The sequence below is a fragment of the Aestuariivivens sp. NBU2969 genome, assembly GCF_019931125.1.
In the GTDB taxonomy this organism is placed as follows: Bacteria; Bacteroidota; Bacteroidia; order Flavobacteriales; family Flavobacteriaceae; genus Aestuariivivens; species Aestuariivivens marinum.
The window spans coordinates 359,391-385,002 of sequence record NZ_JAIOUU010000001.1 but is presented as its reverse complement, the minus strand read 5'-3'; the positions used below and the strand labels follow the sequence as shown (position 1 = coordinate 385,002).

Sequence of the window (25,612 nt, the reverse complement as noted above, 5' to 3'; positions counted from 1 at the left end):
ATAACATGTCAAAATTAAAAATTGGAATTAACGGGTTTGGTAGAATTGGTAGGATTGCATTTCGAGTTGCAGCTTCTAGACCAGATATTGAAGTGGTAGGAATTAACGATTTGTTGGACGTAGAACATTTAGCTTATTTACTAAAATATGATTCTGTTCATGGCAGATTTAATGGCACTGTAGATATAAATAACGGGAACTTGGTTGTTAACGGAAATGAAATAAGAATTACAGCAGAACGTAATCCTGAAGATTTAAAATGGGATGCCGTTGGTGCGGAGGTTGTTTTAGATTGTACAGGTATTTTCACCACGCTTGATAAGGCTCAGGCTCACATAAACGCTGGAGCTAAAAAAGTAGCTATATCAGCGCCTTCTGCAGACGCACCAATGTTTGTTATGGGGGTTAACCATGATAAAATTACTGCAGAACACACTATCGTTTCTAACGCATCTTGTACTACCAATTGTTTAGCACCATTAGCTAAAGTAATCAACGACAATTTTGGAATTGTTGAAGGGTTAATGACAACAGTGCACGCTACAACTGCAACACAAATGACTGTTGATGGCCCTTCTAGAAAAGACTGGAGAGGTGGTAGAAGTGCCTTGGCTAACATTATTCCTTCATCTACAGGAGCAGCGAAAGCCGTTGGAAAAGTAATTCCTGAACTTAATGGGAAACTTACAGGTATGGCATTTAGAGTACCTACACCGGATGTATCAGTTGTGGATTTAACTGTAAGAACTGAAAAAGCGGCGACTTGGGATGATGTTAAAACTGCATTAAAAAATGCATCTGAAAATGAGTTAAATGGTGTTTTAGGTTATACTGAAGAAGCTGTTGTATCTCAAGATTTTGTTTCAGAACCATTAACAAGTGTATTTGATGCTGGAGCTAGTATTGCATTGAATGATAATTTCTTTAAATTAGTGTCGTGGTACGATAATGAGTTTGGGTACTCAACAAAATTAGTTGATTTAGCTAAACACATTGCCTCAATTTAGTTTGTAAAATAATATAATGATAACTCCACAGAGTTATTGTGTATAGTACACAGTATCCTGTGGAGTTTTTTTTAACTCTAAACTTATGATTTTAATTGTCGACAGTGGTTCTACTAAGTCCGATTGGATTGCAGTAGATAGAGAAGGTAACAAATTACTTGAAAAAATTCGTACTAAGGGTCTAAATCCTGCTATTTTACCAGAAAAGAAACTTAAAAAAATAATTAAAAGTAATGATGATTTAAAGAGTAACCGGGATAAAGTCACCCATGTGTTTTTTTATGGAGCTGGGTGTGGCACTGAAAAACCCACCCAACAATTAAAGGAGGTTTTACAAGACTTCTTTAAAAACGCACAAGTAGAGGTAAATGAAGACACCATGGCAGCTGTTTATGCCTGTATAAATAACCCGACCGAAGCAGCTGTGGTTTGCATTTTGGGTACCGGATCAAATTGTAGTTTTTATGACGGAGAAAAACTCCATCAAGATGTATTGTCCCTTGGATATACACTTATGGATGATGCTTCTGGAAATTACTACGGAAAACAGTTAATAAGGGATTACTACTTTAATAATATGCCTGAAAATGTTAAGTTAGCCTTTGGAAGTAAGTACAATATGGATGCAGATTATATAAAGTACAATTTATACAAACAACCCAACCCCAATGCTTATTTGGCTAATTTTGCTGAGTTTATGTTTTTGCATAAAGATTCAGACTACACCATCAATTTAATAAAAGAAGGGGTTAGGCTATTTGCAAAAAATATGATTTTTCAGTATAAAGAACATTTAAAAACCGTTCCTGTCCACTTTGCGGGATCAATAGCCTTTTTTGCTCAAAAAGAAATAAAAGAAGTTGCTGAAGAAATGGGATTTAAGGTTGGAAATTTCGTGAGAAGGCCAATAGATGGTCTAATTCCTTTTCACACCAAAGACATGTAAGAACTTTGTTCTTTTATAATCAAATTAGGCTTAACAAGACGTTTAGCCTTTTTTTATGTTCATTCACTTCATTTCTTGTTCTATTCACATCATTTTATGGGTTTTCATAGGGTGTCGGCTTTTTTCTTAAAAGAAAGTTAATTAACAAAAGCTCCTTCTTCTTTAACAAAACAATAACATCTGCAAGGAGCATTTCTATCTACTTTTAGATAAATCAAACAGCAAACAATCATGAAGACTAACAAAATAACCAAGCTATTTTTATGTATAGTACTTACTTTAAATTTCAATGTATTTGCCCAATTAAACTTTCCTAGAAGCAGTCAGCAAGCCAAAGTTTCACAACGCATAGGTATTACCGATGTCACAATTTCTTATTCCAGACCAAGTGTAAAAGGTCGCCAAATATGGGGGCAATTGGTGCCCTATGGCATGAACAACCTTGGGTTTGGTACTGCTAAGGAATCGCCATGGAGAGCAGGCGCAGACGAGAACACGGTTATTAAATTTTCAGATGATGTAACTATTGAAGGACAGGCTTTAAAAGCTGGTAAATACGGATTTCACATTATAGTGAAACAAGATGATACGGCCACGCTTATTTTTTCCAACAATCATACCTCTTGGGGCAGTTATTTTTACAACCCTAAAGAAGATGCCCTACGGGTGGACATTAAAACAGAATCTGTATCCCATACTGAACTTTTAACCTATAATTTCGACATCGTTGAGCCTCATGCGGCAACAGCTGTTTTGAAGTGGGAAGAAAAGGCATTTCCTTTTAAAATTGAGGTTGATGTGCCAACTGTAGTCTTAAATGATGTTCGAGCCAGGTTCAACGGACAAGATGGCTTCCAAAGGCAAAACTGGGAACGTGCGGCTAATTATGCCTTAAATAATAATGGTGATTTAAATGAGGCTTTAGGCTGGATAGATAATGCTATTTCAGGCAACTTTTTTAGTCAGAAAACATTTAATAACCTCGCCATTAAAGGACAAATCCTTAATAAAATGGGGAAAACAGAGCAGTATGCGACATTAATGGATGAAGCTGCGGGAACGGCCAATAAAAACCAGTTAAATGCTTTGGGTTATCAAATGTTAAATACCAAAGATTACGACCGGGCGTTAAAATATTTTAAGCAAAATGTCGCCAACAACCCTACAGATGCTAATTCTTATGATAGCTTAGGTGAGTGCTATAAAACCATGGGTGATAAAAAGAATGCTATTAAAAACTTAAAGAAGGCTTTGGCACTTAATCCGCCAGCAAACGTAAAAGCAAATTCAGAAAAACTACTGGCCGAGTTAGACGCCATATAAACTGTCATCAATCAAATTACAGCAGTTTTATTTTGACCTGCAAGATTTTTAAACCTTGCAGGTCTGTTTTTTAGCTTAGCTGATATAGTTCCAGATATTTTTGTACTTGCCGATCGATTTGTAGGTATTTAATATGACCTTATTTTCAGGGCTGACCAGGGAAGGATCTGCATGAAGAATTTTTTTGGCGTAGTAACGTGCGGCATTCAAAATGTCTTTGTCTTTAACAATGTCGGCTATCCTTAGGTTTAAAACCCCACTCTGCTGGGTTCCCATAAGGTCACCAGGGCCACGTAGCTTTAGGTCCACTTCTGCAATTTCAAAGCCGTCATTGGTTTTCACCATGGTTTCCAAACGCACTTTACTATCATTACTCAACTTATGGCCAGTCATTAGGATACAATAGCTTTGCTCAGCACCACGCCCAACACGGCCTCGCAATTGATGCAATTGGGACAGACCAAAACGTTCGGCACTTTCAATAATCATTACCGAAGCATTGGGCACATTAACGCCAACTTCAATCACAGTTGTTGATATCATAATTTGAGTTTCGCCTTTTATGAACCGCTGCATTTCATAATCCTTATCGGAAGCTTTCATTTTACCGTGAACAATGGATATTTGATAATCTGGCAAGGGAAAGTCCCTTACAATACTTTCGTAACCATCCATTAGATCTTTATAATCCAAAGCTTCACTTTCCTGGATTAATGGATATACAATATACACTTGTCGACCTTTAGCTATTTCGTCTTTTATAAAACGGAATACATTAAGTCGGTTTTTATCATAGCGATGTACTGTTTTAACAGGTTTTCGTCCTGGGGGTAACTCATCAATTATCGAGATGTCCAAATCGCCGTAAACAGACATGGCTAAAGTACGTGGTATAGGGGTAGCCGACATTACTAAAACATGGGGAGGTATGGCAGCCCCTCCGGTCTCTCCAGTGGATTGAGGATGGCTTTTAGGTCCTTTCTTCCAAAGTTTGCTCCTTTGGGCAACACCAAAACGGTGTTGTTCGTCTATCACGGCAAGCCCCAAATTTTTAAATTTCACCTTGTCTTCAAGCAATGCATGGGTACCGACCAATAGGTTTAAATAACCATTTTCCAATGATTCAAAAATCACCTTTCGTTCTGAAGTGTTTGTTGAACCAGTTAATATTTTAATATTGATGTTCAATAACTTACAGTATTCCAGTAAACTGTTATAGTGTTGAACTGACAAAATTTCAGTTGGCGCCATTAAACAGGATTGATAACCATTATCAAGTGCAATTAACATTGACATAAACGCCACCATAGTCTTTCCAGAACCTACATCCCCTTGTAATAAGCGGTTCATATGTGCATGGCTACCTAAATCGGAACGAATTTCCTTCAATACACGTTTTTGTGCATTGGTCAGCTCGAAAGTTAAATGCTCAGCATAAAACCGATTAAAATAATCGCCTACTTGATCAAAAGGCAGGCCTTTAATTTTAGATTTATGCATTAAATTTTTTAAAATCAATTGCAGCTGTATATAAAAAAATTCTTCAAACTTTAATCGGTGTTGTGCTTTTGCCAAAAGCTCCTGACTTTTTGGAAAGTGTATATTGAATAAAGCCTCACTCTTACTTATAAGTTTTAATTCATGCAATATGATATCAGGCAAGGTTTCAACAAAACGCCCTTTGGTTTCTAAAAAAAGCTCCTGCATGATTTTATTGGTTACCTTATTGGTTATCCCTTTGTTGGTTAATTTTTCAGTTGAAGGGTAAATGGGCTGCATAGCAGAACGCAACTTTTTTTCATGCTCTTCCAATGGTTCCAACTCAGGGTGCGCCATATTAAACCGACCATTAAACCAGTTGATCTTTCCAAATGCTACATACAATTTATTGGTTTTTAGACTCTCTCGAATCCATTTGTGACCTCTAAACCATACCAATTCCATAATACCTGTATCGTCCTGAAACATTGCCACTAATCGTTTGCCTCTTGTTTGGGCAACTTCCTTAAATCCAATGATTTTTCCAATTACTTGAAGTTCTGACGTATTGTGTTGCAGCTGATTGATATTGTAATACTGGGTACGGTCTAAATAGCGATTGGGAAACAAGTTGATTAAATCTTGATACGTGTGAATACCCAGCTCCTTTCGTAACAAATCACCCCGATTGGGGCCTACGCCTTTTAAATAATCTATAGGAGTTTGAAGATTAATAGTATTCATAAATACTAAAATAATTCTTTTGAACCTATTAACAAGTAGCATTTTGAACTAAAGTTTGTTATATTCGAGGTATGAAGTTATTGCTCCAATGGTTTTGTTACTTTTTTACTGTGGTTTGTTTTGCCCAACAAACCGAATACGTTGATTTTAAAACAGCTAAAGCAGATATTGGTTTTGATGTCTCCCAAAACAAGGTTTACGGGGAGGTTTCTTATGTATTTAATATTTTAAATGACATAGACTCAATTTATTTGGACGCAGTTGATATGCGCATAATGCGAGTAAGAATGCTTTCTAAAAATAATAAATCAGACTTTATAGGGCGAGGAGAAGTAGTGAACGATTATGATGGTAAAAAGGTCTGGTTAATGCATGAATTTAAAAAGGGGCAAGCCTATAAATTGAATTTCTTCTTTTTTAAAAACAATCCAAAAAAAGCCCTATATTTTATCGATTGGGAACATGAAGGTCGCTTCGAGAACCTCAGCAACCAAAATAGACAAATATGGACCCAAGGTCAGGGAAAATACACCAGTAATTGGTTGCCCAGTATAGATGACATGAATGATAAAATTGAGTTTGATTTGTCAATTACATTCGATTCTGATTACGAAGTCATAGCAAACGGCAAACTAACAAATAAACAAATCAACGAATCAACAATTACATGGCATTACGATATGCTTAAGCCTATGTCTAGTTACCTAGTCGCTTTGGTCATTGGTAAATACGATAAAAAGGTAGCGTATTCTAAAAGTGGTATTCCACTTGAAATGTATTTTTACCCTGAGGACTCAAATAAAGTTGAACCAACTTACCGCTACACCAAGCGTATGTTTGATTTTTTAGAGGAAGAGATCGGCGTGCTGTACCCCTGGCAAAACTACAAGCAAGTACCGGTGAAGGATTTTTTATATGCAGGGATGGAAAACACAGGTACTACTATTTTCTCCGACAGCTTTGTAATCGACTCCATTGCGTTTGTGGATAAAAACTATGTCAATGTAAACGCCCATGAATTGGCGCATCAATGGTTTGGTGATTTGATTACTGAAACCTCAGGAACACACCATTGGTTGCAAGAAGGTTTTGCGACCTATTATGCCTTACTAGCAGAACGTGATATCTTTGGAGAAGATTATTATTACTGGCGTTTATACGAATATGCCCAAGAATTACTGGAGCAGGACAAGGCAGGACAAAGCACCTCCTTGTTAGATCCAAAATCTAGTAGCACCACATTTTATAAAAAAGGCGCTTGGGTATTACATTTGTTACGTGAAAAAGTGGGCGACGAGGCCTTTAGAAAAGCAGTAAAAAATTATTTGCAAAAGCATCAGTTTAAAAACGTAGAAACCAATGATTTTATTTCTGAAGTTGAAAAGACTAGTGGAGAGAATTTAGACAAATTTGCTCAAGAAACTTTAGTTGATACGGAATCTTTTCGCCTTATATTAATGAAGCGTACTTTAGGGATATTAACAATGCAAAAGATCAATAGTATTTCGTCGGCGTGCAAAACCCATTATGAATCTTTGAAAGCAAATTCAAACTGGGAATCAATTTCAAAAGGAATCAATGACTTTTCAAGAATTAAAGTTTTTCAAGAATTATGGAATGATTCAACAATTAACAAAACTATTTTAGCAAAGTCTATCTTAAATACAAATGATTTAAAGGTGCGTCAGGCTATAGCGCAAACATTAGTCGAAATTCCATTGGATTTAAAAATAGATTATGAATCGCTTTTAAACGACAAGTCCTATATTACAATAGAAGCGGCTCTGTACAATTTATGGCGTAATTTTCCGGAAGACAGAACCAAATATCTTATTCAAACCGAAGACATTATTGGGTTTAACAATAAAAACATAAGAGTACTATGGCTTACCTTGACTTTAGTAACACCAGATTTTGAACCCGAAAATAAGCAAATGTACTTTGAGGAATTAAGAGGGTATACCGATGCAAAATATCATTTTGAAGTCAGACAAAACGCTTTTCAATATCTTAGTTCCATTAAGGCCTGTGATGCGGTTTGTAAAGAAAACTTAGAACAAGCAGCAAAGTATCATGTGTGGCAGTTTTCAAAGTTTGCCAAACAATTATTAAAGGAGATAGATTAAATGAAAGCACTAGTAATATCAGGAGGTGGTAGTAAAGGAGCGTATGCTGGGGGAGTAGCACAGTATCTTATTCAAGAGATGGGTTATGACTATGATATTTTCTTAGGCACATCTACAGGAAGCTTATTGGTGCCCCATTTGGCAGCGGGTAAAATTGAAAAGCTTTACCAGATTTATACTAACGTCCAACAGCATGATATTTTTAGCGTCAACCCATTCGTATTACGTAAAAAAGGTAGAAGGGAGTTTGTTTCCATTGATTTTATAAATACGCTTTGGCAATTTATTAAAATGAAGCGGACTTTTGGAGAAAGCAGAGCTCTAAGACGTCATATTAAAAAACATTTTACTGAAGAAGAATATCATTTCATTAGGGAGGCAAAAGATGATGTGGTTGTAACGGTCTCCAATTTGTCTAAAAATAGAGTAGAGTATAAGTCCATTAAGGATTATAGTTATCAAGAATTTTGCGATTGGATATGGATATCCTGTAACTACATTCCGTTTATGTCGTTAGTTAAGAAAAACGGATTTGAATATGCCGATGGGGGTTTGGGCTGTGTCGTGCCCATACGTGAGGCTATTTTACGTGGCGCTACCGAAGTTGATGCTATTGTGTTAGAGTCTGAATCTATGGAATACAACAAAATACTAGGAAAAAACCCGTTTTCACTGTTAATTAATCTTTTCGGGCATTTATCCGATCAAATAGAGCGTAATGACATTACTATTGGAAAATTAGCGGCAAAAACAAAAGATGTTCAACTAAACCTGTATTACACCCCATCCAAGCTTACGGAAAACTCTTTGATATTCAACAAAAAACTAATGACATCTTGGTGGCAACAGGGCTTTGATTATGCTAAGGAAAAGCTATCCCAAGCCAAGTACAACGAATTGAGAAATGATTAAAATATCTCGCTAACTTCTTCCTTGATAAAGGATAAAGCAGCATCGCTTGGCGCTCTACGTTCCATCATTTCAGTTAAGATAACCTCACGCAGTTTTTCGGCTGTATCAGATTTCTTTAATAAACTGGCTTTTCTAATGAGTTGGATGGTAGCGTTTTTAGCAGCCGAAATAATGTTCCAACATTTTTCACTAATGTATATTTGTTGTGATAAATTATGTTCCAATTCATTTTCAATGGTTTGTATAAGTAAAGATTCATATTCTTCTCTATTTGAAGATATTGGTGGAATTCTAATAAGTAATTTGTTTGGAGAAATACGTTCTAAATATAAAGCCATCCGTTCATAAGCTTGAAGACGCAAAGGAAGCGCAGAAACTTCCAAATCCTTTTTTAGTAAAAACCGCCTTCGTCCATCTTCATTTTTGGTATGTTCCTTAAAAAAGTAATATGCCAAAAGTCCAACTACAAGAGATGGAATCATATACATAAATAAGTCAATTAATCTCTGAGAATAATCCATAGGATTTAATTTGATGTGATTTAACCTCCCAAATATACACAATCTTTTAGGCTTTACATACCTGAAAGGGTACCGATGATTTCTATCAGGTGTAAGCTCGACTTGATTTCAAGTAAAGATTATGGACATCCACATTTATTTAATATTTGATAGAATAAATAGCACACAAAAAAATCATTGTAAATAATCAAAAGTTATTTGTGTAAATGCCTTTACACCTAGAAGCAATCCTTTTTCATCAATATAAAAATCTGGGGTATGATGTGGAAATACTTGGGTATTGCCTTTGGTCATTCCTCCCAAATAAAAGTAAAAACCTGGAACCAGTTCTTGAAAATAAGAAAAGTCTTCCCCAATTGTTTCCGCTTTTATTTGCCTCACATTGTTTTCGCCAGCTGCCTTTTTTAATGAGGGCAACATTTGTTCAACCAATTCATGATTATTATAGGTGATAGCCGTTTCATTACTGAACGAAATTGTCGCTGAGCCACCATAAGCTTTGGCAATAGTTTCTGTTATTTCTGTCATTCGTTTAATAATCAGTGTTTTCATATCAGGATCCAAAGTCCTTATAGTTCCAATCATTTCAGCGGATTCCGGGATAATGTTAAAACGTACACCACTAGTAATTTTTCCAACACTAATTACGGCTGCTTCATTAATAAGTTCACTTTCACGACTTATAATCGTTTGCAACCCATCTATTATTTTTGCCGATATAAGTATAGGGTCTACACCATTCCAAGGTTCTGAACCGTGGGTTTGTTTCCCTTTAACGTTAATAACAAAACGTTCTACCGCTGCCATAGCACCACCCGGCTTATAGTGGATTTCTCCAACATTAACACCAGACCGTATATGTAAACCAAAAATGGCATCTACCATTGGATTTTCCAATACACCTTCTTTTATCATCATTTTAGCCCCTCCATCCTCACCAGGGGGTGGTGTTTCCTCTGCAGGTTGAAAAATAAACTTAACCGTTCCTTTAATCTTGTCTTTGAGTTGTGAAAGAATCTCTGCAGCCCCCATCAAAATGGCCGTATGCGCATCATGTCCGCAAGCATGCATCACTCCAGTTTCAGTACCCAAAAAAGTAGTCCTTACATCCGATCTAAACTGTAAGTCATTACGTTCTGTGACAGGCAATGCATCAATATCTGCACGAAGGGCAATGACCTTGCCCGGTCGAATACCTTTTAAAATGCCTACTACTCCTGTGTGTGCAACTCCTGTTTTTACTTCCAAACCCAAACGCTTTAAGTGATCAGCGATAACTTCGGCAGTTTTAAACTCTCTATTTGATAGTTCTGGATTTTGGTGGAAATGACGCCGCCATTCAATAACTTTAGGTTCTATATCCTTAAATTGTTGTTCTAAAGCAGTTTGACCAAAAACAAATGAAACTATAAAGCAGGTAAGAAAAAGAAATGTATATTTCATATAGTAAGATGTTTTGATCTTAAAGATATTAAAATTAAGTATAGAAGATTGTTTATAATTATTAATAAAATGACTTACTTAAAAGTATAACAATGGTTATTTTCACCATTTAAAATGAAGTGAATTGGAAAAGTATTTATGTCAGTTAAATGAAGCGCAGCTGGCCCCAACATTGCAAATTGAAGGGCCTATGATAGTTATTGCTGGTGCTGGCTCTGGCAAAACAAGGGTACTTACCTATCGCATAGCTTATTTAATGGATAAGGGGATTGATGCCTTCAATATTTTGGCATTAACTTTCACCAATAAGGCGGCTCGTGAAATGAAGGAACGTATTGCTAATATAGTTGGTAGTAGTGAAGCCAAAAATTTATGGATGGGGACCTTTCATTCTGTCTTTGCCAAAATATTACGTATAGAAGCTGATAAACTTGGTTATCCGAGCAATTTCACTATCTATGATACCCAAGATTCTGACCGATTGATAGCTTCAATTATCAAGGAAATGAATCTTGATAAAGATATTTATAAGTATAAACAGATACGTTCTAGAATTTCATCTTATAAAAATAGCTTGATTACTGTACGTGCCTATTTTCAAAACCCAGAGCTTATAGAAGCCGATGCTATGGCCCGTCGTCCCAGAGTGGGAGATATTTATAAGGAGTATGTAAATCGTTGTTTTAAATCAGGAGCGATGGATTTTGATGATTTACTGTTGAAAACCAATGAATTATTAACTCGTTTCCCTGAAGTCTTGGCAAAATATCAAAATCGTTTTAAATATATTTTGGTTGATGAGTACCAAGATACAAACCATTCACAGTACTTGATTGTTAGAGCTCTTTCTGATAAGTTTCAAAATATATGTGTAGTAGGGGATGATGCACAGAGTATTTATGCTTTCCGTGGAGCGAATATTAATAACATACTCAATTTTCAAAAGGACTATGATGATGTGAGTGTTTACCGATTAGAACAAAATTACCGTTCCACTAAAAATATTGTCAATGCTGCTAATTCTGTCATAGACAAAAATCAAACCAAATTGGATAAAGTGGTTTGGACTGCTAATGAAGAAGGTCACAAAATTAAAGTCAACTGCTCGATAACTGATAGTGATGAAGGACGTTATGTAGCCAGTACTATTTTTGAAAATAAGATGCAACATCAATTAAAAAACAGTGATTTTGCAGTACTTTATCGTACCAATGCCCAATCCCGTGCAATTGAAGATGCACTGCGAAAGCGTGATATTAAATACAGAATTTATGGTGGGCTATCCTTTTATCAGCGTAAGGAAATTAAGGATGTCTTGTCGTATTTGAGATTAATCATAAACCCTGCTGATGAAGAAGCCTTAAAACGCGTGATAAACTTTCCTCCACGTGGGATTGGACAGACTACGGTTGACAAACTAATTGTAGTTGCCAATGCTTATGATAGACCTATATTTGATGTTATGAAGCGTATTGACACTATTGATGTAAAAATTAATAGTGGAACTAAGACTAAATTACAGGATTTTGTCACACTTATTGAAAGCTACCAAGTGATGAACCAAACAGCCGATGTTTTTGAATTAGCAGAACATGTTACAAGAACCAGCGGATTAATAAGGGAATTCAATAAGGATGGATCACCCGAAGGTGTTACCAGAATGGAAAATATTGAAGAGTTACTTAATGGGATGAAAGATTTTGTTGAGGGTCAAAAAGAACTGGTGGATTCCACAGGTTCGTTGGCTGAGTTTTTAGAAGAAGTTGCACTCGCTACAGATTTAGATAATGATAAAGATGACTCTGATAGTGTGGCATTAATGACTATACATTTGGCTAAGGGACTGGAATTTCCTTATGTTTATATAGTTGGTCTGGAGGAGGATTTATTCCCTAGTGCTATGAGTATGAACACCCGTAGTGAATTGGAGGAGGAACGAAGGCTATTTTATGTAGCCCTCACACGCGCAGAAAAACAAGCCTATCTTACCTATGCTATGTCTAGGTATCGCTGGGGAAAACTTGTTGATGCAGAACCTAGCCGTTTCATTGAAGAAATTGACGATGCCTATTTGGATATTGTTACCCCTATTGAAGAACGTCGTTTTAACCCTATGCTTAGTGCCGATATTTTTGGTGATGATATTCCCGAGCGAATTACTGGTAAAACTGGATCTAATGTTTTAAGGTTTAAGCCAGCAAAGCAACTGGATTTTAAAAAGAAAAGTGCCCCAAAAAAGCAACCAGAAAAATTTAGAAGTAATGTTCCAAAAAAATTAAAGCCAATATCTAAAGCTTCCATAACTTCCCAAGAGGAAAACCCTAGTAATTTATTTGATAACGGTTTGGTTGTTGGAAATATGGTAGAGCATATTCGTTTTGGTAACGGTGAGGTATTAAAAATAGAAGGCAGGGGAGCCGACACCAAAGCTGAAATTAAATTTACTCAGGGCGGTGTTAAAAAGCTATTGCTACGTTTTGCAAAATTGAAGGTTATTGGATAATAATTAAGACGTATGAAGTTTTTTGTGATTATAGTTTACAGATAATTGGCTTTACAAAAAATTGTTAAAAACCACATTTCAAAATAAAAAATAATATTTAAAATTAGTATTTACTTTGCATTAGGGAAACCTGTTAAATTATTATGGCAGCATTTTATAGAATTTATGAAGAAAACCCTAACCCTAGAGAAATTTCCAAGGTGGTTAATATCCTTAAATCTGGAGGGTTAATTATATATCCAACAGATACGGTTTATGGTTTAGGCTGCGATATTACCAATTTTAAGGCCTTGGAACGTATTGCAAGAATTAAGGGTATTAAGCTGGAAAAAGCTAATTTTTCGTTTGTTTGCCAGGACTTAAGTAATCTAAGTGACTATGTCAAGCAAATAGATTCCGTAACATTTAAAATTTTAAAACGAGCCTTACCAGGACCTTATACCTTTATTCTTCCTGGTGCCAGAACATTACCCAATCCATTTAAAAAGAAAAAAACAGTTGGTATACGCATACCCAATAATGCCATTGCGTTAGAAATTGTTAAACAATTGGGAAACCCTATTGTATCGACTTCGATTAGGGATGAAGATGAAGTTTTGGAATATACAACCGATCCAGAACTTATTCTAGAAAAATGGGGAAGCCTGGTAGATTGTGTTATAGATGGCGGTTATGGGGGAAATGAAGCATCTACTATTATAGACCTGTCTGAAAATGATCCTATAATAGTTAGGGAAGGCAAAGGTAGTTTAGAAATCTTTTAAACAAAAAAACCCAACGTATACGTTGGGTTTTTATTGAAATAGTTTACTAGGTCATTAGTTTCCTCCTGCAGCTAAATTCTTCATTTCTTTTTCAATCATGTCGTAGAACTGATCAATTTTTGGAAGAATAACTATACGTGTACGTCTGTTAGTCGCCCTGTTCTCAGCGGTATCATTATCTACTAGAGGCACATAGTAGCTACGTCCAGCAGCAATTAACTGACTTGATTTAACGCCTAATTCCTCTAACACTCGAATAATAGAAGTAGAACGCTTAACACTTAAGTCCCAGTTATCCAATAAAGGTTCTTTTCTATAAGGCACATTATCAGTATGCCCTTCAACCATACACTCAAAGTCAGGCTTACTGTTAACCACTTTTGCGACTTTAGCAAGTACATCTTTTGCTTGTGATGTTACGTTGTAGCTACCACTTTTAAATAATAATTTGTCAGCAATAGAAATAAACACAACACCTTTCTCTACATTTACCTCAATATCTGGGTCGTTAATACCCACTTCGCGTTTTAGACTAGTAACCAAAGCTAAGGTAACACTGTCCTTTTTAGTAATAGCATCTTGTAAGCGGGAAATTTTCAGGTCTTTTTCTTTAATGCTCTCTAAAGTTTTTTCTATGTTACTAGCACTTTTAGCCGATAAAACTTGTAAGTTTTCAGCACTTTTTCTCAAGTCGGATACTTGTTCTTCTAAAGCAGTTGCTCTTGCTGTAGCTGCTGCTCTATCTTCTAAACAAGCATTTAATTTAACAGTTGCTGAATTAAGTAAATCTTGTGTTTCTTTTTGTTTTTCTTGAAGCGCCATGAATTCTTTTTTAGAAACACATGAACTCAAAAAAATCATTGATAATAAGCTAAGTAATACAATTTTTTTCATAATTGTTTTTCGGATTAATTTTTAAAATTAGAATTACACAAAAGTATGTAAAAATGAGCTGTTTTCAGCACTTTAACATAACTTTTGTTAAGTTTTTAAAAAGTTTCGTAATGTTTTTTATTATTTACGTAATAATTAATCACAATAGATTTTTTTTTGTAATAATTTCTTTTATTTTTTTGAGATTTTCGTTGTTCAATTAGAATTAAAAACCTTCTGTAAAATGAAAAATGAGCCCTTATTACAGAAAATGTGTGTTTGAATTTTAATTCTAAAAGAAACTTTATTCCAGCCATACCATCCAATATCAACCTTGGAATGAGTAGCAACAAAATATGACCTTTGGCATTCTTGACTAGCGTAAATAGGCTGTTTCTAAAATTAAGAAACGTTTTTATGGGGTTTTGATCATTTAAAGTTGCACCCCCTACATGATAGACTTCAGATTCACCACAATACATAACTTCGTAACCGGAATTATATGCTCGCCAGCACAAATCAATTTCTTCCATGTGGGCAAAAAACGATTCATCAAAACCATTGAGCGCTTTAAAAACAGAACTTCTAATAAAAAAACAAGCTCCAGAAGCCCAAAATATGGTCATAATATCATTGTATTGTCCATTGTCTTTTTCAATGGTATTAAAAATACGGCCACGGCAATAGGGATAGCCATATTTATCAATAAATCCCCCTGCAGCCCCAGCATACTCAAAATAATCTCTATTATTATAATCTAGAAGTTTTGGTTGAATGATGGCCGTATTATGTTCTGTATCAAAAATGTCAATAACTGGTTGCAACCAGCCTTTAGACACCTCAACATCACTATTTAATAGACAAAACACATCAGCATCAACGTGTTTCAAAGCACCATTGTAACCTTTGGCGTAGCCGTCATTTATTTTATTCTGGATAATATTAATAGTTGGGAAATAAGTTTTGGTAAATTCTACAGAATCATCGGTTGAAGCGTTATCTGCAACATAAATATCACAACCTTTGGAATACTCAATAACAGATGGCAAAAACTTTTTTAATAGCTCTTTTCCGTTCCAATTCAATATAACAATAGCAACCTTCATAACTTATAATCTGGTAAATCTTTTAAAAACAGAAAGCATTTTTCCTTAAAATCCATTACACAATAATAATGATTAATACCATTGGTAACCATTAGATAAGAGGCGTTTAAGACTAAGTTGTATTGAGCAATTTGGTCAAATGTGCTTTGGCTTATACTTACGTTAGGTGCTTTACATTCCACAATTAATCGAATGCTTCCATTTGGATTATAAACTACAATATCATATCGTTTTTTTAAATCATTAACTTTCAATTCTTTTTCTACATTCACTAAAGATTTTGGGTATTTTTTTTCCTTGACTAGAAATTGAACACAATGTTGCCTAACCCATTCTTCAGGTTGTAACACCACAAATTTTTTGCGAATAGTATCAAATATAGAAATTTTATTTTCGCTATTTTTGAATCGGAATGAGTACTTTGGAAAGTTAAGCGCTTGCAATGTTTGTGTTTTTAGTTTTCAAAGTTAAGTTTCGAAATCATAAAATCCCAATTTATAAATCCCAAATTCCAAAAGATGTACTTTGGAATTTAATTTTTGAAATTTTATTACGATTTGGATGAAGTAAAACAACTGGTACAGGATATTAAAAACGGTAATTTAAAACCCATTTATTTTTTAATGGGTGAAGAACCCTATTATATTGATAAGATTTCTGATTTTATTGAAGAGACTGTTTTAAGTGAAGAAGAAAGGGGGTTTAACCAAGTTGTACTTTACGGACGGGATATAACAGTTGAAGATATTGTAAGTAATGCTAAACGATACCCCATGATGGCAGAGTATCAAGTAGTTATTGTAAAGGAAGCCCAAGATTTGTCACGTACTATTGAAAAACTGACGCCTTATGCTGAAAATCCGCAGCGATCAACCATACTGGTCATAAATTATAAATATAAAAAAATTGATAAACGTAAGGCACTTTATAAGGGTATAAATAAAGTAGGTGTTGTTTATGAAAGTAAAAAACTTTACGAAAATCAGGTAGCTGATTGGATAAGACGTGTATTATCGCCTAAGGATTATACCATTACACCAAAAGCTTCCCAAATGCTTGTTGAATTTTTGGGGACCGATCTCAGTAAAATTAGTAATGAACTGCAAAAACTTCAAATCATTCTACCTACGGGAAGTCAGATTACACCAGAATTGATTGAAGAGAATATAGGTATTAGCAAAGACTTCAACAATTTTGAGTTACGCAAGGCCATAGGTGAACGCAATGTTGTTAAAGCACATCAAATTGTGAATTATTTCTCTGAAAACCCCAAGGATAATCCCATGGTCATGACAATATCACTACTTTTTAATTTTTTTTCCCAATTGTTGCATTTTCATGGATTAAATGATAAATCTCCACGAAGTGTTGCTTCAGCATTAAAGATAAACCCCTATTTTGTTAACGAATACATAAATGCCGCAAGAAACTACCCAATGAAAAAAGTAAGTGCTATAGTAGCCACTTTAAGGGAATTTGATGTAAAAAGTAAAGGAGTAGGGGCCAATGCCATTTCCCAAGGCGATTTACTTAAGGAACTGCTAGTTAAAATTTTGTAACCCAGTTAGACTTTTACATATAAACCAGAAATGTTAACATTAACATTGTAAAAAGGGTTAGGATAATTAATAATGGGGTGACAAACTTTAACCATTTATCAAAACCTACTTTTACAATAGCCAGTGAAGCGAGTATCAGTCCTGTTGGGTTAATGAAGGCAAACAATCCCATGCCATATTGATAGGTGTTTACCACCAGTTCTCGGTCTAAGCCAACACCATCGGCAAGAGGCGCCATTATAGGCATGGTCAATACGGCCATTCCAGATGAAGACGGTATGAAAAAGGAAAGACCTGCATAAACAAACAACATGGCGTTAGTGAAGAGTCCTTTGTTCATACCATTTGTAAAATTACTTGTGTAATAAAGCATGGTATCACTTATTAATCCGTCTTCCATCAATACCGTAACCCCTCGTGCAATACCAATAATCAAAGCAACACTTAATAAATCACTGGCTCCTTTTACAAACAAATCAACAAAAGTTAATTCCTTTATATTGGCTATTATCCCAATGAAAATAGAACCAACCAAGAACACGCTAGTCATCTCAACAAACCACCAATCTAACTGCGAAACACCATATATCATAACAATAAAGCATAATATAAAAATGACAAGAATAAAACGTAATTGGTTGTTGAGTTTAATAGTGATATTGGTTGTATCTCTAAATAAATTTTCAATTTCACTTTTTTGTTCGTAAATAATGGATGCTTTAACGTCCTTTTTTACTCGCTTGGCATATCTAAGAATATATATTAAGCAAATTACCGTACAGCACAAGAGCATTATTAATCTAAAATTAAAACCTGCTGTCCAGTTAATACCAGCTGCATCAGAAGCAATTATTGAGCTAAAGGGATTAGTTGTTGAGCACATGGTACCAACACTTGACCCAATATAAATAGACGCCAAGGGAACCAAGGCATCGTATTTTGCTGCCAAAAATATAGGGATAAGAATAGGGTAAAAGGCAATGGTTTCTTCTGCCAAACCAAACGTTGTACCACCAATTGCAATTAAAAAAGTAACTGATATGATTAACCAATACTCCCTACCTTTCAGGACGACCGACAACCATGCAATTCCAGCATCAAAAGCTCCTGTATGGTTCATAATACCTATTAAACCACCTATAAAAAGGACCAAAAAAATTATATCGGCAGCTTCAATTATACCTTTGATGGGTGACTTTATAAATGCCAAAATACCTTGAGGCTTAGCCTCCAATTTTTGATATGTATTTGGTATGCTTATGGGTTTCCATATATCTCCATTGGTAAACTTTTCCAAAGGGATTTTTATTTGTAAACTATCTAATGTACGTTGGGTAGCTGCTAAGGAATAACTCTCCTTGGGAGTGGTTTTTGTAAATATATTTTGTGACTTATCATAGGATAAGGTATCGTATTTCCCAGCAGGAACTATAAAGGTAAGAACAGACACAAAAGCTGCAATCAATAATAAAATGGTTTGGGCGGTTGGGAATTTAATTTTTTTCAAACGATTACATTTTTATAAAAATAAATATAACATTATTTTAGTTTTAATTTTAATTTGCACCATGAATGTTGATATACACCCTAGCTGGAAACCACATTTAGAGGATGAGTTTAACAAACCCTATTTTAGTCAATTAGTCGATTTTGTAAAATGTGAATATAAAAGCAACACTTGCTACCCGCCAGGAAATCAGATTTTTAATGCGTTTAACCTATGTCCTTTTGATAATGTAAAAGTTGTTGTTATTGGTCAAGATCCTTATCATGGAGCTGGTCAAGCTAACGGATTATGCTTTTCAGTTTGTGATGGGGTACCACATCCACCATCACTCATTAACATCTTTAAGGAAATAGAAGTTGATATGGGTATTACTTACCCTAAAAGTGGAAATTTATTGCGTTGGGCCAATCAAGGGGTATTGTTGTTAAATGCAACATTAACGGTAAGAGCTAACCAAGCCGGTAGTCACCAAAATAAGGGATGGGAAAGATTTACCGACGCTGTAATAAAGTTAATAAGTGATAAAAAACAGGGCAATATTGTGTTTTTACTATGGGGAGGATATGCCAAAAGAAAATCAATATTGATTAATGAATCTAAACACCACATTTTAAGCTCAGGACACCCTTCACCACTAAGTGCTAATAGAGGGTATTGGTTTGGCAATAAACATTTTAGTAAAACTAACTCCCTGTTGGAGCAAGCGGATCTTCCTGCAATACTTTGGTAAGTGTTGGTCTAATAACAACTGGTCTTTTAGCAGCAGTTTTTTGTTGTTTGTTTGTCTTTGGGCAACTAAAAAATAAGAGCAGGAAATTAACAGCAACTAAGACTAAGATGCAAAGTGTAATTTTCAGTAACATAGATCAAGGGTTAGTGTTCAGTTAAAATACATAAAAATCCGATAATATGCAAATGATTAACTGATTGTATATAATTTTTTTACAAAAATACTAATAAATTATTGTTTAATCGTACAAAAATGACAGAAAAGTAATAAATAACTTATCGATTTAGTTAAATGATGGGGTTAGGATTTTAACAAAGCTTTAGGAATAGCATCCTTATGAATCATTATAGAAATGGTTTTCAATTTAAAATAAGCCTCACTCATATAAATATATCCACCATTTGATACTCTATCAGAGTCGAATCCCCATGAATTTTTAACCTTATAATAACGATTTCCATTTTGATCTTCAACAATACCTGTAATGTGCATTAAATGATCATCCGTTGTGTTAAAGTTTTCAAATTCTTGCTGCCTATAAGCCACAGTTATTTCTCTTTCTGACCTTATTTTAGATAGAATGTTCATTGTATCTTCTTCGGTATTGGGAATAACAGCCAAGCCATGTTTTGATGAAAATGTTTTTTCACTAACATCACAATCCAATTCTATTGTGTATCCATTTTCTAAAGCATGATTTGTTATTGAAACCATGTCTTCTAAAGGCACATTAAAAAAAGTTCCATTTGAAAAATTATCAGGAATATTTAATATGAAGTTAGAATAATAGGGTATATGAGTAAAAGATGTTATAGTAATATAATCCTTTGGATTTATTTTAGTATATTCTAAAAAACTTAGAGGTGTAAAAATTTCACCGTTAAATTCAAAATTGGTAATATTATTTCCTAAATGTTCATCTAAGATGTTGTCTATATCTTTTTTCCAATTTCCATTATATGCTTTAGGGCTTTTAAGATACTCATCTAAAACTATTTTCATATTGTTTATTAAATTCTCATGATCATGAATATTTTTTCCTTTTGGCAACCCACTGTAAACATTTGCAGGAACTAAGCCATTTTCGGCAATGCTATATATAACATCATGTGCCAGCCCACCTTCGCTAAACTGAGCTTTACCCTGCCTCATAACATAATTCCATGCTTTTTTTGGATAGGTATTTCTAACATTATACATCTCTGAAATATCAATCTTATTTCCCGTTAGCCTAATAATCTCACTCTCCAAAAAAGACGATGTAGAGAAACTCCAACAGGTTCCGGTTTTTCCTTGACTAAGAACTTCGGTTGCTTCCAAATCTATGATAGTCTTAAATTCATAAGATTGGCAAAACAGCAATGATGCATAAAAACTAAAAACAAGAATCAAAAGATTATTTTTCATGGAAGAGTATAAGGTATATTATGAAATAAAATTTATTTTTGGCTAAAATAACAAATATGAAGCAAGCGAATTGGGTTATTGCCAAAGAATACGAAGATATTACCTATAAAAAAAGTGGTGGTGTTGCAAGGATAGCTTTTAACAGGCCAAATGTTCGCAATGCTTTTAGACCAAAAACGACCAGCGAGCTTTATGATGCATTTTATGATGCTAATGAAGATATAAATATTGGTGTTGTATTATTATCTGCAGAAGGTCCATCGACTAAAGATGGTGTTTATTCTTTTTGTAGTGGAGGAGATCAAAAGGCAAGGGGTCATCAAGGTTATGTTGGAGAAGATGGGTACCATCGATTGAATATATTGGAAGTTCAACGGTTAATCCGTTTCATGCCAAAAGCCGTTATTGCCGTTGTTCCTGGATGGGCAGTTGGTGGCGGTCATAGTTTGCATGTTGTTTGTGATTTAACATTGGCAAGCAAGGAACATGCTATCTTTAAGCAAACCGATGCGGATGTCACTAGTTTTGATGGTGGTTATGGTTCAGCTTATTTAGCTAAGATGGTTGGTCAAAAAAAGGCGCGTGAAATATTTTTCTTAGGACGTAATTATTCAGCCCAAGAAGCTTTTGAAATGGGGATGGTCAATGCCGTAATCCCACATCATGAATTAGAAAGTACTGCTTACCAATGGGCCCAGGAAATATTGGCCAAATCACCAACATCCATTAAAATGTTAAAGTTTGCCATGAACTTAACTGATGATGGCATGGTTGGACAACAAGTTTTTGCCGGTGAAGCAACTCGCTTAGCTTATATGACAGATGAAGCTGTTGAGGGTAGAAACGCCTTTTTAGAAAAGCGTAAGCCCAACTTCGAAAAAAAATGGATACCTTAATATGAGTAAAGTAGTATTGTGGCTATCCACCATGCGGTTGAGAACATTACCGCTTTCCGTTTCAGGTATCATTTTGGCATCTGCTCTGGCCGAATATAATGGTTGTTTTAGATTGGATATTTTTATCCTATCGATATTAACTACCCTGAGTTTTCAAATTTTATCCAATCTGGCTAACGATTATGGTGATGGTGTTAAGGGTACGGACAATAATGAAAGGGTAGGACCGCAACGTGCTATACAAAGCGGTAAAATTTCTCCAGATGAAATGTTCAACGCCATTAGGATTAACATATTAATATGTATAGCCCTTTCCATTTTTCTAATTTTTGCTGCTTTTGGTGTTAAACACTTTTTATTAACTATTTTGTTCTTCATTTTGGGCATTGCATCAATTTTAGCAGCATTGCGCTATACTATTGGAGATAAAGCTTACGGCTATAGAGCATTGGGTGATATATTTGTATTTATATTTTTTGGATTGTTGAGTGTTATGGGATGTTATGTCCTTTATGCCAAAACATTCGATCATGTGGTGGTTTTACCCGCTTGTACCATTGGACTGCTTAGTGTGGCAGTGTTGAACCTGAATAATATGCGCGATTTGGAATCGGACAAACAATCTGGTAAAATCACAATGGCTGTTAAATTGGGTGCAAAACGAATTAAATCATATCATTTTTTTATAGTAATTTCAGCAATGATATTATCTGCACTTTTTGGTATTCTATACTTTACTGATATTTTAAATTTAATTTTTGTAATAACTTATATTCCGCTAATAGTTCACCTAAATAAAGTTAGTAAAGTAAGTGACCTTAAATTATTAGATCCTGAACTTAAAAAATTAGCCTTTACAACATTTTTTCTAGCTGTTTTAATGGCAATTGGACATTTGCTTTAAATAAAAGTGTTTATCCATTTCTTTGTTAAAACAATTTTTAATTCTTAGTTAAAATCAGTATTTTTCTGAATCAAAAAGTATTAAATAAAACATCTTTGTTAAAGTATTGTGACGTAGTAAAATAATTTTTGGTCGTTACACGTCTTTATTTAGCGTGTAGATGTATAACTATAGAAATATATAAACTTATGAAGATTACCTATTACGGCCATGCTAGCCTAGGAATAGAAGTTAATAATGTTACAATTCTAGTAGACCCTTTTATATCAGGAAACCCAAAAGCATCACATATTGATATTAATAGATTGGAAGCTGATTATATTTTGGTTACACATGCACACCAAGATCATATTCTAGATGTTGAAACCATCGCTAAACGAACTGATGCTGTGCTTATTTCAAACTTTGAGATTATTTCCCATTTCGAAAAATTAGGTTTAGAAGGGCATCCCATGAACCATGGCGGGCAATGGGATTTTGAATTTGGAAATGTAAAATATGTTAATGCCATACACACCTCTTCGTTCCCAGATGGTAGTTATGGTGGACAGCCAGGAGGGTTTGTTATTGAAGGTGAACATAAAAACATTTACATTGCCGGAGATACAGCTTTGACTTATGATATGAAGTTGATCCCATTACAAACTAATTTGGATTTAGCTATATTGCCTATTGGAGACAACTTTACCATGGGAATAAACGACGCTATCATTGCAAGTGACTTTGTTCAATGTGATAAAGTATTGGGGTATCATTACGATACCTTTGGCTATATTGAAATTGACCATGAAGAAGCCAAACGTAAATTTTTTAATAAGAACAAAGACCTAATGTTACTTGATATAGGAGCAAGCATTGAACTATAGTTTGTTCTTTTTAAGCCATTCCTCCCGCAAATCATTACTTATTTGTCCCTCACCATTGTGTTTCCATCCAGGAGGCTTTAAAAGATAATTTAATCGATCTTTAAATGCTTTATTCCCAGAAAAAGCATCTTTAAACATATTATACCATTCCACAAAAGCTATTTTAATAGGGTTGTAGGTATTAATGTTTTTCACCAAACCATAAACAACTTTTTCTTTTTTAAGCTCAGGTTGAAATGTACCAAATAATTTATCCCAAACAATTAAAATACCTGCATGGTTACGATCCAAATATAAGGGGTTGCTACCATGGTGTACTCTGTGGTGTGAAGGTGTATTCATAACAGCTTCAAACCATTTTGGCATCTTATCAATAGCTTCGGTATGAATCCAAAACTGATACAACAAGCTAACCGACATCTGAAATACAATCATACCTGGATGAAACCCTATAAGCGGCAACCAAATCCAAAATACAAAAGTATAGAATCCTCCAGACCATGTTTGTCTCAAGGCCGTACTTAAATTATAATGTAATGACGAATGATGTACCACATGAGAGGTCCAAAACAAGCGGCATTCATGTGAAATTCTATGGAACCAATAGTAACTCAAGTCATCTGCAAAGAAAAGAAGTATAAAACTCCACCATGTAATTGGAATTGTAAGTACCCTGTAATTGTTATATATAAAAAAGAAACACCAAAAGATTAAAGCTTTACTAAAGTATCCCAAAAGTACATTGCCTAGTCCCATGGCTATAGAAGCAAAAGCATCTTTAGTCTCATATCCCTTGATAGACTTAAGCGTGTCTCTCGTGGTGACATACAATTCTATAAGCATTGCCGCTATAAAAAAAGGGATCGCGTATACAATTATGTTGGGAAATGTTGGCATAAATTAACATAAATATTGGTTATCTAAAATACAAAAATAAATGAGTATTTTTGGCAACATCATGACGGCTAGATACCAAAAACACATCCTAGAATTTAAACAGCTCAGCGGTACATCAAGAGGTATATTACAAACTAAAGAGACTTGGTTTATTATTATATCCATGAAGGATAAGTTTGGAGTGGGGGAGTGTGGCCTTTTTAGAGGGCTTTCTATTGATGACCGACCCGATTTTGAAGAACAATTAAAATGGGCATGCGATAATATTGACTTAGGCTTAGATAAATTAGTCAGTGAGCTTTTCGAACTACCAAGTATACAATTTGGTTTGGAAATGGCTTTTAAATCCTTGGCTTCTAAAGACCCTTTTCATTTGTTTCCCTCACGGTTTATTGATGGAACCGATAGCATACCCATTAATGGCCTAATATGGATGGGCAGTGAAGCCTTTATGAAGCAACAGATTAAGGAGAAAATTGAAGCTGGATTTACGTGTATAAAAATGAAGATTGGAGCTATCGATTTTCAAACAGAATTAGGCCTAATAAAATCCATTAGAAAAGATTTTAGTCCTAAGGACATTGAAATTAGGGTAGATGCCAATGGTGCTTTTTCAATACCTGAGGCTTTGGAAAAATTAAAATTTTTATCAGACCATCAGTTACATTCCATAGAACAACCAATAGAACAAGGCCAGTGGCAAGAAATGGCTAAACTTTGCGAGCAGACGCCATTGCCAATTGCTTTGGATGAAGAGCTAATAGGTGTTTTTTCTGTAACAAAACGACAAAAGTTGCTACAAACCATAAATCCACAATATATTATTTTAAAACCCAGTTTAATTGGTGGCTTTCAAGGAAGTGATTTATGGATAGAGTTGGCCGAGCAACAAAACATAGGATGGTGGATTACCAGTGCGTTAGAGAGTAATGTAGGTTTAAATGCTATAGCACAATATACCTATAGCAAGCATAGCCAACTACCACAGGGCCTTGGTACAGGAGGATTGTTTACAAATAATTTTGATTCTCCCTTACAAGTAGAAAATGGTAATTTACATTATAATTTTAATATAGATTGGAACTTTAAACTTTAAAAC

The 25,612-nt window shown here is 34.7% G+C and carries 22 protein-coding genes; 13 read left to right on the top strand and 9 right to left on the bottom strand.

All coding sequences use genetic code 11. The features are described 5' to 3' along the window. Nucleotides 1-5 precede the first annotated feature (5 nt). The 3 genes from gap (at nucleotide 6) to K7G79_RS01635 (ending at nucleotide 3,276) form a co-directional block, all read left to right on the top strand. Nucleotides 6-1,007, top strand: a complete 1,002-nt coding sequence (gene gap, locus K7G79_RS01645) for a type I glyceraldehyde-3-phosphate dehydrogenase (RefSeq protein ID WP_223548508.1) — start codon at nucleotides 6-8, stop codon at nucleotides 1,005-1,007. A gap of 85 nt (nucleotides 1,008-1,092) precedes the next feature. Beyond that, nucleotides 1,093-1,953, top strand: a complete 861-nt coding sequence (locus K7G79_RS01640; protein WP_223548507.1) for an N-acetylglucosamine kinase — start codon at nucleotides 1,093-1,095, stop codon at nucleotides 1,951-1,953. Between the two features lie 231 nt (nucleotides 1,954-2,184). Then, nucleotides 2,185-3,276 carry a DUF2911 domain-containing protein gene (locus K7G79_RS01635; RefSeq protein ID WP_223548505.1) on the top strand — a complete coding sequence of 364 codons (1,092 nt, stop codon included), beginning with the start codon at nucleotides 2,185-2,187 and terminating at the stop codon, nucleotides 3,274-3,276. Between the two features lie 75 nt (nucleotides 3,277-3,351). Here the strand turns inward: K7G79_RS01635 and recG are convergent, their stop codons facing one another. Further along, the gene (gene recG / locus K7G79_RS01630) at nucleotides 3,352-5,499 is read right to left on the bottom strand and encodes an ATP-dependent DNA helicase RecG (protein WP_223548504.1); all 2,148 of its coding nucleotides are present in this window, start codon (nucleotides 5,497-5,499) and stop codon (nucleotides 3,352-3,354) included. Between the two features lie 71 nt (nucleotides 5,500-5,570). Between recG and K7G79_RS01625 the strand changes: the two genes are divergently transcribed. Continuing rightward, nucleotides 5,571-7,625, top strand: a complete 2,055-nt coding sequence (locus K7G79_RS01625) for a M1 family metallopeptidase (RefSeq protein ID WP_223548502.1) — start codon at nucleotides 5,571-5,573, stop codon at nucleotides 7,623-7,625. Then, nucleotides 7,626-8,537 carry a patatin family protein gene (locus tag K7G79_RS01620; protein WP_223548501.1) on the top strand — a complete coding sequence of 304 codons (912 nt, stop codon included), beginning with the start codon at nucleotides 7,626-7,628 and terminating at the stop codon, nucleotides 8,535-8,537. Here K7G79_RS01620 and K7G79_RS01615 read toward each other — a convergent pair. Both K7G79_RS01615 and K7G79_RS01610 read right to left on the bottom strand, forming a co-directional pair. Beyond that, nucleotides 8,534-9,058, bottom strand: a complete 525-nt coding sequence (locus K7G79_RS01615; RefSeq protein ID WP_223548499.1) for a hypothetical protein — start codon at nucleotides 9,056-9,058, stop codon at nucleotides 8,534-8,536. The genes K7G79_RS01620 and K7G79_RS01615 overlap by 4 nt on opposite strands. 174 nt (nucleotides 9,059-9,232) lie before the next feature. Continuing rightward, entirely contained in the window at nucleotides 9,233-10,501 is a 1,269-nt protein-coding gene (locus K7G79_RS01610) for an amidohydrolase (protein WP_223548497.1), read from the bottom strand. A 124-nt stretch (nucleotides 10,502-10,625) separates the two neighbouring features. Between K7G79_RS01610 and K7G79_RS01605 the strand changes: the two genes are divergently transcribed. Both K7G79_RS01605 and K7G79_RS01600 read left to right on the top strand, forming a co-directional pair. Then, nucleotides 10,626-13,004: an ATP-dependent helicase gene (locus K7G79_RS01605; RefSeq protein ID WP_223548495.1), complete on the top strand. Its 2,379-nt coding sequence runs from the start codon at nucleotides 10,626-10,628 to the stop codon at nucleotides 13,002-13,004. A gap of 143 nt (nucleotides 13,005-13,147) precedes the next feature. Continuing rightward, nucleotides 13,148-13,768, top strand: a complete 621-nt coding sequence (locus K7G79_RS01600; RefSeq protein ID WP_223548494.1) for an L-threonylcarbamoyladenylate synthase — start codon at nucleotides 13,148-13,150, stop codon at nucleotides 13,766-13,768. A gap of 54 nt (nucleotides 13,769-13,822) precedes the next feature. On the opposite strand, the gene K7G79_RS01595 is transcribed toward K7G79_RS01600, so the two are convergent. From K7G79_RS01595 to K7G79_RS01585, 3 genes are all read right to left on the bottom strand, one after another. After that, nucleotides 13,823-14,662, bottom strand: a complete 840-nt coding sequence (locus K7G79_RS01595; protein WP_223548492.1) for an OmpA family protein — start codon at nucleotides 14,660-14,662, stop codon at nucleotides 13,823-13,825. Between the two features lie 95 nt (nucleotides 14,663-14,757). After that, nucleotides 14,758-15,747: a glycosyltransferase family 2 protein gene (locus K7G79_RS01590; RefSeq protein ID WP_223548490.1), complete on the bottom strand. Its 990-nt coding sequence runs from the start codon at nucleotides 15,745-15,747 to the stop codon at nucleotides 14,758-14,760. Continuing rightward, a complete protein-coding gene (locus K7G79_RS01585; RefSeq protein ID WP_223548487.1) occupies nucleotides 15,744-16,190 on the bottom strand; it encodes a type I restriction enzyme HsdR N-terminal domain-containing protein in 447 nt (148 codons plus the stop codon). Before K7G79_RS01585 ends, K7G79_RS01590 begins: the two co-directional genes overlap by 4 nt. Nucleotides 16,191-16,304: 114 nt before the next feature. Between K7G79_RS01585 and holA the strand changes: the two genes are divergently transcribed. Then, the gene (holA, locus tag K7G79_RS01580) at nucleotides 16,305-17,306 is read left to right on the top strand and encodes a DNA polymerase III subunit delta (protein ID WP_223548567.1); all 1,002 of its coding nucleotides are present in this window, start codon (nucleotides 16,305-16,307) and stop codon (nucleotides 17,304-17,306) included. 13 nt (nucleotides 17,307-17,319) lie between these two features. On the opposite strand, the gene K7G79_RS01575 is transcribed toward holA, so the two are convergent. Further along, complete coding sequence (locus K7G79_RS01575; RefSeq protein ID WP_223548485.1) at nucleotides 17,320-18,813, bottom strand: YfcC family protein; 1,494 nt, start codon at nucleotides 18,811-18,813, stop codon at nucleotides 17,320-17,322. A gap of 61 nt (nucleotides 18,814-18,874) precedes the next feature. On the opposite strand from K7G79_RS01575, the gene ung reads away from it, so the two are divergent. Continuing rightward, nucleotides 18,875-19,543 (top strand): uracil-DNA glycosylase, encoded by a 669-nt coding sequence (gene ung, locus K7G79_RS01570; protein WP_223548483.1) that lies wholly within the window; start codon nucleotides 18,875-18,877, stop codon nucleotides 19,541-19,543. A gap of 300 nt (nucleotides 19,544-19,843) precedes the next feature. On the opposite strand, the gene K7G79_RS01565 is transcribed toward ung, so the two are convergent. Further along, nucleotides 19,844-20,950, bottom strand: a complete 1,107-nt coding sequence (locus K7G79_RS01565) for a C1 family peptidase (protein WP_223548481.1) — start codon at nucleotides 20,948-20,950, stop codon at nucleotides 19,844-19,846. A gap of 56 nt (nucleotides 20,951-21,006) precedes the next feature. Here K7G79_RS01565 and K7G79_RS01560 point away from each other — a divergent pair, with 56 nt between their 5' ends. The 3 genes from K7G79_RS01560 (at nucleotide 21,007) to K7G79_RS01550 (ending at nucleotide 23,616) form a co-directional block, all read left to right on the top strand. Further along, the gene (locus K7G79_RS01560; RefSeq protein WP_223548479.1) at nucleotides 21,007-21,846 is read left to right on the top strand and encodes a 1,4-dihydroxy-2-naphthoyl-CoA synthase; all 840 of its coding nucleotides are present in this window, start codon (nucleotides 21,007-21,009) and stop codon (nucleotides 21,844-21,846) included. A gap of 1 nt (nucleotide 21,847) precedes the next feature. Further along, entirely contained in the window at nucleotides 21,848-22,750 is a 903-nt protein-coding gene (gene menA, locus K7G79_RS01555; protein WP_223548477.1) for a 1,4-dihydroxy-2-naphthoate octaprenyltransferase, read from the top strand. Between the two features lie 188 nt (nucleotides 22,751-22,938). Further along, a complete protein-coding gene (locus K7G79_RS01550) occupies nucleotides 22,939-23,616 on the top strand; it encodes a metal-dependent hydrolase (RefSeq protein ID WP_223548476.1) in 678 nt (225 codons plus the stop codon). Here the strand turns inward: K7G79_RS01550 and K7G79_RS01545 are convergent. Further along, entirely contained in the window at nucleotides 23,611-24,513 is a 903-nt protein-coding gene (locus tag K7G79_RS01545) for a sterol desaturase family protein (RefSeq protein ID WP_223548474.1), read from the bottom strand. The genes K7G79_RS01550 and K7G79_RS01545 overlap by 6 nt on opposite strands. 61 nt (nucleotides 24,514-24,574) lie before the next feature. Between K7G79_RS01545 and K7G79_RS01540 the strand changes: the two genes are divergently transcribed. Then, entirely contained in the window at nucleotides 24,575-25,609 is a 1,035-nt protein-coding gene (locus K7G79_RS01540) for an o-succinylbenzoate synthase (RefSeq protein WP_223548566.1), read from the top strand. Nucleotides 25,610-25,612: the final 3 nt, after the last annotated feature.

Coding starts and splice junctions, on each gene's coding strand:
- gap (WP_223548508.1), top strand. CDS start 6: ATGTCAAAATTAAAAATTGGAATTAACGGGTTTGGTAGAATTGGTAGG.
- K7G79_RS01640 (WP_223548507.1), top strand. CDS start 1,093: ATGATTTTAATTGTCGACAGTGGTTCTACTAAGTCCGATTGGATTGCA.
- K7G79_RS01635 (WP_223548505.1), top strand. CDS start 2,185: ATGAAGACTAACAAAATAACCAAGCTATTTTTATGTATAGTACTTACT.
- recG (WP_223548504.1), bottom strand. CDS start 5,499: ATGAATACTATTAATCTTCAAACTCCTATAGATTATTTAAAAGGCGTA.
- K7G79_RS01625 (WP_223548502.1), top strand. CDS start 5,571: ATGAAGTTATTGCTCCAATGGTTTTGTTACTTTTTTACTGTGGTTTGT.
- K7G79_RS01620 (WP_223548501.1), top strand. CDS start 7,626: ATGAAAGCACTAGTAATATCAGGAGGTGGTAGTAAAGGAGCGTATGCT.
- K7G79_RS01615 (WP_223548499.1), bottom strand. CDS start 9,058: ATGGATTATTCTCAGAGATTAATTGACTTATTTATGTATATGATTCCA.
- K7G79_RS01610 (WP_223548497.1), bottom strand. CDS start 10,501: ATGAAATATACATTTCTTTTTCTTACCTGCTTTATAGTTTCATTTGTT.
- K7G79_RS01600 (WP_223548494.1), top strand. CDS start 13,148: ATGGCAGCATTTTATAGAATTTATGAAGAAAACCCTAACCCTAGAGAA.
- K7G79_RS01595 (WP_223548492.1), bottom strand. CDS start 14,662: ATGAAAAAAATTGTATTACTTAGCTTATTATCAATGATTTTTTTGAGT.
- K7G79_RS01590 (WP_223548490.1), bottom strand. CDS start 15,747: ATGAAGGTTGCTATTGTTATATTGAATTGGAACGGAAAAGAGCTATTA.
- ung (WP_223548483.1), top strand. CDS start 18,875: ATGAATGTTGATATACACCCTAGCTGGAAACCACATTTAGAGGATGAG.
- K7G79_RS01565 (WP_223548481.1), bottom strand. CDS start 20,950: ATGAAAAATAATCTTTTGATTCTTGTTTTTAGTTTTTATGCATCATTG.
- K7G79_RS01560 (WP_223548479.1), top strand. CDS start 21,007: ATGAAGCAAGCGAATTGGGTTATTGCCAAAGAATACGAAGATATTACC.
- menA (WP_223548477.1), top strand. CDS start 21,848: ATGAGTAAAGTAGTATTGTGGCTATCCACCATGCGGTTGAGAACATTA.
- K7G79_RS01550 (WP_223548476.1), top strand. CDS start 22,939: ATGAAGATTACCTATTACGGCCATGCTAGCCTAGGAATAGAAGTTAAT.
- K7G79_RS01545 (WP_223548474.1), bottom strand. CDS start 24,513: ATGCCAACATTTCCCAACATAATTGTATACGCGATCCCTTTTTTTATA.
- K7G79_RS01540 (WP_223548566.1), top strand. CDS start 24,575: ATGACGGCTAGATACCAAAAACACATCCTAGAATTTAAACAGCTCAGC.